The sequence below is a fragment of the Kitasatospora sp. NPDC057738 genome (assembly GCF_042798815.1).
In the GTDB taxonomy this organism is placed as follows: domain Bacteria; phylum Actinomycetota; class Actinomycetes; order Streptomycetales; family Streptomycetaceae; genus Kitasatospora; species Kitasatospora lactacystinica.
This window is the reverse complement of record NZ_JBHVJT010000032.1, coordinates 84,521-93,463: the sequence shown is the minus strand read 5'-3', so window position 1 is coordinate 93,463 and position 8,943 is coordinate 84,521. Positions and strand designations below refer to the sequence as shown.

Sequence of the window (8,943 nt, the reverse complement as noted above, 5' to 3'; positions counted from 1 at the left end):
GAAGGGGGGGGGGGCCAACTTCTGTGGGCTGCTCCCCCCGCCCCGCTCGACGCCGCGCGCTCCTAGCTGTTGCCCCCGCTGCTGCCGCCGCCGTTGTTGCCGCCCCCACCGCCGTTGTTGCCACCCCCGTTGTTGCCACCGCCGTTGTTGCCGCCGCCCCCGCCGCCGCCCGCCGGGTTGAGCAGGCCGACGATGTCGATGGAGTTGCCGCAGACGTTGGCCTCGAGGTTGACGGGGATCTGGATCAGGTTGCCGGACAGCACACCCGGCGATGCCGCGGCGATGCCGTCGGCGTCGGCGTCGCCGTGCGCGTTGAAGCACGCGCCCGAGGGCAGGGTGTATCCGGACTCGCCGTGTTCGGCCCCCTCGTCGTGGCCCGCGGCCGCGGGACCCGTGGAGAGGACGGCCAGCGCGACCGTGAGGCCGCCGGCGAGCAGGTACTTGCTGGTGTTGGTCATGGCGGAAGGGGTAGCCGGTCGGCCCGGGCGTCACGGGGCAGCCCCGCCCGCGCGGTCACCCGGTTGCAGGCCCGATCTACCACCGATGCAGGAGCCCCACCCCGATCGGACCGGAACCGGACGGTCCCCGCGGTCCGAACCGGGTGAGACCGGCGCCCCGGGAGCACGGCCCGCCTGCGGGACCTCGGCCGGAGCGGTGACGTACGGCAACCGATCAGGTGCCTTTCGGGCGTTTCACGGTGCCGCGCGGCACTGCCCGGGGCGATAACCGGCCTTGCATGTCCGCTGCCGAGGCGGCAGGCGTGCGGTGACATGGTGCGCAGTCGTTCGACCGGGTCGGCCCGGGTGCCTCCGGCGAACGGATGCGCGGCTCGCGTTTCACACCGTCAAAGCCGTCCCACCCGCCGCGCCAGTGTTCGGGCGCCGGTGCCCGAGTCGACCTGGGAGTACCCGCATGAGAGTCCGCACAACCCGGCCGCCGCACGACTCGGGGGAGTCCGGACCGCCTTCGGGGGCGCCGAGGGCCCGGCGGGTCCTCCGCCGGACCCTGATGGCGTTGACGACCGCGGCGGCCGTGGCGACCGTGTCCGTCACCGGCTTCCCCCTGGCCGGGAAGGCCGCGGCGCAGTCGCCCTCGCTGTCGCTCTCCCAGTCGGTCTCCCCGACGACCGTCAACACGGTCGGCGAGAACGCGACCTTCTCCTTCGTGGTCACGAACAACGGTGACGAGCCGCTCACCGGAGTCACGGTCACCACCACGTCCTTCAGCGGCACCGCGGGCCCGCTGGTGGTCTCGTGCCAGGGGACCGACCTCGCCCCCGGCTCCGCGACGACCTGCACCGCCCCGTACACCGTGACCCAGGCGGACATCGACGCGGGCGGCGTCACGAGCATCGGCACCGCCACCGGTCGGACGTCCACCGGATCCACGGTCACCGCGCCCGGCGCCACCGCCACCCTGGCCGCCATCCAGAGCGCGGCGATCTCCCTGCAGAAGGCCGGGGCACCGTCCGGAGGCAACGGCGGGGGCGGGAACAACGGCGGCGGCGGGAACAACGGGGGTGGGAACAACGGCGGCGGCACCAACAGCCGACGCTCGACCTCCGTGACCACGTTGACGGTCGGTCAGACGATCTCCTACACGTACGACGTGATGAACACCGGGAACGTCACGCTGACGGGGGTGTCGGTGACGGACACCTCCTTCTCCGGCACGGGCACCCCGCCCGCGATCTCCTGCCCGGCGACCACGCTGCCGCCGGGCGAGTCGATGACCTGCACCGGCTCGTACACGGTGACGCAGGCCGACGTGGCCGCCGGGTCGATCACCAACACCGCCACCGCGACCGGCACCCCGCCCTCCGGGCCCCCGGTCACGTCAGGGCCCGCCACAGCGACGGTGACCTCGCCGCAGAACCAGGCCGGCCTGGCCCTCGACAAGATCGCCATCACCTCCGGCGGGGGCGGCAGCGGCGGCAACAGCCGGCGCAACACCCTGATGACCACCATCGCCGTCGGCGAGCCCCTCATCTACTACTTCACGGTGACCAACACCGGGAACGTCGACCTGACGGACATCAACGTCACCGACACCTCGTTCTCCGGCACGGGAACCCCGCCCGCGATCTCCTGCCCGTCGGCCATCCTGCCCGTCGGCGCGAGTTTCACCTGCTCGGCCACCTACACCGTCACCCAGGCCGACGTCACCGCCGGGACGATCACCAACACCGCCACCGCGACCGGCACCCCGCCCTACGGGCCCCCGGTCACCTCACCGCCCGCCACCGCCACCGTGACCGGCCCTCCGGCCGCGCTCACCCTCGACAAGATCGTGTCCGTCGCCGGCGGCGGCGGGGGCGGGGGCGGGGGCCACAACGGCGGGGGCAACAACGGCGGCGGCGGCAACAACCGGCGCAACACCGTGGTCGCCACCCTCACCCCCGGCCAGGTCCTCGACTACTCCTACGTGGTGACCAACACCGGCAACGTCACCCTGACGGGCCTGTCGGTGACGGACACCTCCTTCTCCGGCAAGGGCACCCCGCCCGTGATCACCTGCCCGTCGACGCCCCTGGAGCCGGGAGCGTCGATCACCTGCACGGCCACCTACACCGTCACCCAGGCCGACATCGACGCCGGGACGATCACCAACACCGCCACCGCGACCGGCACCCCGCCCTCCGGGCCCCCGGTGACCTCGCCCCCCGCCACCGCCACCGTGACGCTGACCCGGTCCCCGGCCCTCACCCTCGCCAAGTCCGCGTCCCCGGCCACGGTGACCGCCGCCGGCCAGACCGTCACCTACACCCTGGTGGCCACCAACAGCGGCAACGTCACCCTCACCGGCATCACCGTCGCCGACACCGCGTTCTCCGGCTCCGGCACCGCCCCCACCATCAGCTGCCCCACCGGGCCGCTGGCGCCCGGCGGGTCGACGACCTGCACGGGCACCTACACCGTCACCGCGGCCGACCTGCGCCAGGGGCACATCGACAACACCGCGGTGGCCACCGCCACCGGGCCCGGCTCCACCACGGTCACGTCGGGCCCCGCCACGGCGCGGGTCGCGGCCACGCCGCCCCAGTCGGCCCCATCCCCGTCCCCCTCGCCCTCCCCCTCGCACATTCCTTCTCCGTCGCCCTCGCACCACCCCTCCGGCCAGCCCCACCCGCCGCACGGCCAACTGCCCGAGACCGGTGCCGGAAACCTGACCCTCATCGGCGCGGCGGGCGCGCTCCTGCTCGCCGCGGGCGTCCCTGTGCTCCTCACCGCCAACCGCAGACGCCGCCCGCAGGCCGGCAGCGCGGACCAGGGCACCCGGCCCATGGAGTGACACAGCACCCCCCGGATGACGGCACCGGCCCGCGCGGAGCGCGCGGGCCGGTGTCGTGCGTCGGGGCTCGCACAACCGGCGGTCACCCGCGCCGTGGTCACCGCCCCTCGGTGATGACCTCCAGGGCCGGACGGGGCTCGCGGCCGAGCAGGGCCGCGAGATCACCCGGCCCGCCCGGGCCCGCGAGGAAGCCGTGGGCGATCGCCGAGTAGGTGCCGACCACCATCGGCACCTGGAAGTCCCGCGCGTCCGAGGCCGCCACCGCCGCCCGGGCCTCGGTCAGCCGTCCCGGGCGGTACTCGGCGCCGAGCGCCTCGGCCACCTCCGCGCCGCCCACCGCCCGCTCCCCCACCAGCTCGTAGGTGCGGCCCGCGTGCCGGGCCGGCGCCAGGGCGACGTTCACCGCCACCTCCGCGAGGTCCGCCCGGGCCACCGCCGCGAGCTTCCCGTCCCCGAGCGGAGCGCCGATCACCCCGTCCGGGCCGGGCGCGGTGATCGCCCCCAGCAACTCGGCGTACAGGCCGTTGCGCAGCACCGTCCAGCGCAGCGTGGCGGACGCGCGCAGCCGCCGCTCCGTCCAGCGGTGGGCGAGGGCGTAGGGCAGGTGGTCGCCGTCGCCGGAGAGGCTGGTGTAGACGAGGTGCTCGACGCCCGCCCGCTCCGCCGCCTCGATCGCGGCGCCGTGCCGGGCGATCACCACGTCGTCCTCCGCGGCGCCGGCCGAGATCAGCAGCAGGGTCCGCACCCCGGCGAAGGCCTCCGCCAGGGTGTCCGGCCGGTCGAAGTCCACCAGCCGGGCCGGGACGCCGTGCGGCACCTCCCCGGGCGTGCGCGAGCCGGCGACGACGCCCTCCCGGCCGGCGAGCCGCGCCAGGACGAGCGCGCCCAGGCCTCCGTTGACTCCGGTGACGAGCAGCATGGGTTCCTCCAGGGGTGATCGGTCGTCGGCTGCACGACCATCCTCGATAGCCTGGGCGTCCGGCGTAAGGAGGCACATTCATGTCAGCAGGGCACACCGCGGTAACCACGTCCCGCCCGGTGGTCTGGTGCGAGGACGGCGTGGACTGCGGGATCCGCGACCTGCTGGACCGCCTGGGCGACAAGTGGTCGGTCCTCACCGTCGTCGAACTCGCCCAGGGCGTACGGCGGTTCCGCGAACTGCAGCGCGCCCTGCCGGGCATCTCGCAGCGGATGCTCACCCTGACCGTGCGCCGCCTGGAGCGCGACGGCCTGGTCTCGCGGACCGTCCACCCGACCGTCCCGCCGCAGGTGGAGTACGAGCTGACGCCGCTCGGGCACAGCCTGACCCACCTGGTGCGGGCGATGGCGGACTGGTCGTACGGCCACCACGACGCGATCGTCGACTCCCGGCGGCAGTGGGACGAGGCCAACCCCGGCTCGGAGATCCGCTAGGGGTCGGGTCTCACCCGGTGACCTCGACGGTGACGTCGTAGCCGCGCTGCTCGGGCGGGCAGTTGAGGGCCTCGCCGCAGCTGGTGCGGGTCGCGGTGAGGCGGGCGGTGCCGGGGGCGCGGGCGGTGAAGGAGGCGGTGACGGTGCCGCAGCCGCCGCCGGGGCGGCAGGACGGGGACGGGGCGGTGGTCGGGGAGCCTTCCGGCGCGAGGACGTCGGGGGCGGAACTGGTCGCGGCCGACCAGTAGGTGCTGTGGAGGGCGAGCGTGACGGTCGTGCCGACGGCGGCCTTCAGGGTGGTGCGGTCGGCGTGCTCGTCCACCGTGACCGTCGCCGGGCTCGGCGCGGTCGACGCGGTCGACGCGGCGGTGGGCGTCGACGGGCCCGTTCCGGTGGAGGCGCAGCCGGCCAGGGCGAGCAGGGCGGCCGCGAGTACCGGGGCGGCGGATCTTCTCGGGTTCACGGCGGTTCCTCCTGCTGTTGTTCCGGGGTACCGGTTCGACGCCCCGGCGGCCGGTTCGGATCCCGCCGGACGGCGCTCGGACCGGAAACGGCACCGGGGCGGGCGCTGGGCCCACCCCGGTGCGTTCGGCGCGGCGGTCGTCAGGAGACGGTCACGTCGTCGTAGTAGGTGTAGGTCGGGTCACCCGGGTAGTTGTCGTCGTGGTTGCTCAGGGTGAGGGTGTAGGAGTGGCCCGGGGTGACGGTCGCCGCCTTGTTGGTCCAGGTGCCGGTGGTGGTGCAGGTCTTGGCCAGGACCGTGGTCGTCGTGCCGGTGGTGTTGTCCTTCAGGGTGGCGGTGGCCCAGTCGTAGGTGACGGTGTCGTCACAGGTGTTGCTGTACCAGAAGGACAGCTTGCTGGAGCCGGTCGGCGCGGTGAAGGTCTGGGCGATCGAGGAGTCCCCGGTCGGGCCGGTGGAGCCGACCATGGCGCCGTAGCCGCCGCTGTGGGCGGCGGAGGCGGTGGCGGAGGTGCTGCCGGCGGTGGTCCAGCCGGTCAGGCTGCCGGTCTCCAGTCCACCGTTGGTGACGGCGTTGCCACCGCCCCCGCCGGTGGACTCGGTCCAGGTGAAGGTGGTGCTGCCGGCGGCGCCGGTGGTGTCGGTGGCGGTGACCGTGACGCTGGAGGTGCCGGCGGCGGTCGGGGTGCCGGAGATCAGGCCGGTCGAGGCGTTGATCGACAGGCCGGCCGGCAGGCCGGTGGCCGAGTAGCCCAGGGTCTGGCCGGTGGCCGAGTCGGTGGCGTTGATCTGCAGGCCGACCGCGGTGCCGACGGTGCCGCTCTGGTTGCCCGGGTTGGTGACGGTGACCGAGTTGCCGTGGGTCAGGATGGCGTGCGAGATCGCGCAGGAGTTGGTGTCGTTGGACCAGCTGGCCTGCTCGGCGTAGCTGCCGAATGCCCCGAAGGAGATGTTGGCGGCGCCGCCGGTGCTGCCGGGCTGGATCCAGGCGCACTCGTCGGAGTTCTCCTGGCCGTTGTAGCTGCTGCCGGAGACGTGGTTGGTCCAGCCTCCGGCCGGGTTCTGGTCGGACATCATCTCGTGCCACTCGTGGCCGAGGGTCATCGTCCAGCCGTCCAGCGTGCCGGGCGAGTTGACGAAGCCGACGCCGCAGTTGGAGCCCGCGTCGATGTTGTACGGCTGGTTGGAGAAGGCGATGTCGCCGTAGGGCGAGCTCGCCGCACCGCCGGTGAGGGTGGTGTCACCGTTCCAGTCGTGCCAGGCGCAGTACCCGGTGGTCGGGTTCTGGTAGTCGTCCGGGTTGGTGCCGTGCGGCGACAGGACGATGTAGTACGCGTCCCGGTTGGCGGCGGCGGTGGTGTTGCCGAAGTGTCCGGCGGCCTTGACGGCCTCCTGGGCGAGCTGGTTGCCGCTGGCCTGGCTCGGCGAGGCGGCCGCGTTGTCGTACCAGACGCCGGACAGGACGCCGCCGCTCTGGTACGGGATGAAGTTGGCGCCGGACGGGCAGCTCACGGCACCGGTGGCGACGGTGGGGCCGTCGCACCACTGGGTCAGGTCGGCCGACCAGGTCTCGCCGTTGGTGCCGATGCCCTTGAACATCTGCTGGGTGGCACCGGCGGCACCGGCCGAGTCGTTGGAGAACTTCGCGTTGCCGCCGGCGTCGGTGGTCTGGGTGCCCCACTGGTTGCCGTAGAAGACCAGGTAGACCTTGGAGTGCCCGCTCTGCACGCCGATCCCGTCGACGCCGCCGCCGTACGACAGCGTCTGCTGACCGGTCGCCGCGGCCTGGTCGTGGGCGGCGAGCCACTTCTTGTAGTTCTCGTGCTGGGACATGCCGGGGACCGCGCCGTGCCGGTAGGGGTGGCCGTTCTGCGGGCTCCAGGGGTTGAACTCGTTGGTGGTGCTGCCCTGCGAGCCGGAGATGTCCTGCGCGGAGGCCGGACCGGCCGCGCCGGCCAAGCCGGCGGCGGCGAGCGCGAGCGACGCTATTCCGGTGAGCGCCGCGTACCTCGCGCGTCCTGTCCTGGGGGAGTGACCCATGGGTGAGGGTGCCTCTCTTCTGCCGATCGTCCGCGGCCTCGGGAGCCGGGAACGATCCCTTTGTGGGGGAAGGGCCGGCGGCGGATTCCGTCGGGCCGGGTTCCGGTCGAATTCATTCGCACACCCGGAATTGACGGTCCGTCGGCATTTGCCGCCTGCGTGGCAAGAAGGAAAGCAGAGCTGATGAACACCGGTCAACGGCGCGGGGTAAGGATCGATTAAGAAGCGCGTCCAAGCAGGTCAAGCAACGTTGATGAAAGGGGATCAACGCGCGTAGTCATTCACTGAATAGGACAGGAAATACCGTTTCGAAATCCGCGAGCGGCCGTGCGGCGAGGCCCCCTGACGGCAATTCGGCGCCGTGCGGAACCTCCCCCTCGGCCCCTCCGGAAGGGGGCGGCACGGGAATCCGCCCGCCGCCCCGGCCCGCTACCGCTCGTACGCCACCTCGGGGAAGCGCGCCGAGGGCCCGTCCAGCAGGTGGTCGTCCTGGCCGCGCAGCCAGCGGTCGAAGAAGGACGCCACGTAGGAGCGGGTGGCGAGTTCGGCGCGGCCGGGGCGGATGTCGCCGACGTCCTTGCGCAGCTGCTCGGCGCTGAGCACGCCCTGGCGGGCGAGCTGCGGCAGCAGCGGCTGGGCGTCGGTGTACGAGCCGTGGCGGGAGCCGGTGAGGGTGACGTCGGCGTGCCAGCCGGTGCTGTGCTGCCACAGGGCGTTCCAGCCGGGCTGGTCGCGGTAGCCGCCGGAGTCCTCGCCGCCGGTGCCCATCAGCAGGAACGGCCGGTTCAGGCCGTCCTCGGCGACGCTGGGCAGGAGGACGCCGGTGTGGCCGTCGGGGCCGGGGAAGTGCATCTGCCCGTCCATGTTGATCCCGGCCGCGATCCGCGGGTCGTCGTGCATGGCCTGGAGCGCGGTGAAGCCGCCCGCCGACTGGCCGACCATGCCGATCCGGCCGAGGTCGAGGGCCCCGGCCACCCCGGCGGGCAGGCCCGACCGCGTGCCCAGGCCGGCGAGCCGGTCCAGGACGAAGCGGGTGTCGGCGACCCGGGTGTCCATCGCCTTGCGCAGCACCGCGCCGATGTCCAGGCCGGGCCGACCGAGCATGCCGGGGAGCACCGAGGTGGCCAGGTCGCCGCCGGGGAAGGCGACTTCGGAGGCCTCGTAGGTGTGGTCGACGGTGACCACCACGTAGCCGCGCGAGGCGAGGTCCTCGACCAGCGCCGTCCCCCAGGTGCGCGGGTCGCCGAGGCCGGGCGAGTACAGCACGACCGGGCGCGGGCCGCCGGCCAGCGCAGGGGCGTCCTTGCGCGCGTGGGTGCGGATGGCCGACCAGTCGGTGCGGCCGGGCTCGGTGCCGTAGTTGAGCAGGCCGACACCGTCCGGGCCGTCGAAGTGCCGGCCGGCGGCGGGCTCCATGTACGGGGCCCGCTCGTCGCCGGAGGCCGGGTGGGAGGTCGGGTACCAGAGGCTGATCATCAGCTCGCGCCGCTGCCCGGGATGCCAGGGGTCCTCCCGTCCGGTGTCGGTGAGGTGCAGCGCGGTGGTCCCGATCGGGTACGGCCCGCTGGGCTCGGGCAGCCAGGCCCGGGCCTGCCGCCCGGGGCCCGCGTCCCCCGGCGCGACCGCCCCCACGGCCGTACCGATCGTGCCCACCGCCGTTGCCGCCGCCAGCACCACCGCCGCCACGGCCCGTCCCGGAATGCCCATGATGTCCTCCGTGCTCCGATCGATCGAACA

7 protein-coding genes are annotated in these 8,943 nt (G+C 73.5%); 2 read left to right on the top strand and 5 right to left on the bottom strand.

The window, feature by feature from the left end:
* Positions 1–62: 62 nt before the first annotated feature.
* Positions 63–458, bottom strand: a complete 396-nt coding sequence (locus tag ACFVGO_RS19270) for a chaplin (protein ID WP_380633039.1) — start codon at positions 456–458, stop codon at positions 63–65.
* Between the two features lie 556 nt (positions 459–1,014).
* Between ACFVGO_RS19270 and ACFVGO_RS19265 the strand changes: the two genes are divergently transcribed.
* A complete protein-coding gene (locus ACFVGO_RS19265) occupies positions 1,015–3,291 on the top strand; it encodes a hypothetical protein (protein WP_380633037.1) in 2,277 nt (758 codons plus the stop codon).
* Between the two features lie 97 nt (positions 3,292–3,388).
* Here the strand turns inward: ACFVGO_RS19265 and ACFVGO_RS19260 are convergent, their stop codons facing one another.
* A complete protein-coding gene (locus tag ACFVGO_RS19260) occupies positions 3,389–4,210 on the bottom strand; it encodes an NAD(P)H-binding protein (RefSeq protein ID WP_359909268.1) in 822 nt (273 codons plus the stop codon).
* A gap of 80 nt (positions 4,211–4,290) precedes the next feature.
* Between ACFVGO_RS19260 and ACFVGO_RS19255 the strand changes: the two genes are divergently transcribed.
* Entirely contained in the window at positions 4,291–4,704 is a 414-nt protein-coding gene (locus ACFVGO_RS19255; RefSeq protein WP_359909271.1) for a helix-turn-helix domain-containing protein, read from the top strand.
* A 10-nt stretch (positions 4,705–4,714) separates the two neighbouring features.
* On the opposite strand, the gene ACFVGO_RS19250 is transcribed toward ACFVGO_RS19255, so the two are convergent.
* The 3 genes from ACFVGO_RS19250 to ACFVGO_RS19240 form a co-directional block, all read right to left on the bottom strand.
* Positions 4,715–5,167, bottom strand: coding sequence for a hypothetical protein (locus ACFVGO_RS19250; protein WP_359909274.1), 453 nt, complete (start codon positions 5,165–5,167; stop codon positions 4,715–4,717).
* A gap of 140 nt (positions 5,168–5,307) precedes the next feature.
* On the bottom strand, positions 5,308–7,206 hold the full coding sequence (locus tag ACFVGO_RS19245; protein WP_359909277.1) for a putative Ig domain-containing protein: 1,899 nt from the start codon (positions 7,204–7,206) through the stop codon (positions 5,308–5,310).
* Positions 7,207–7,635: 429 nt separating this feature from the next.
* Entirely contained in the window at positions 7,636–8,913 is a 1,278-nt protein-coding gene (locus ACFVGO_RS19240; protein WP_380633034.1) for an alpha/beta hydrolase family protein, read from the bottom strand.
* Between the last annotated feature and the right edge of the window lie 30 nt (positions 8,914–8,943).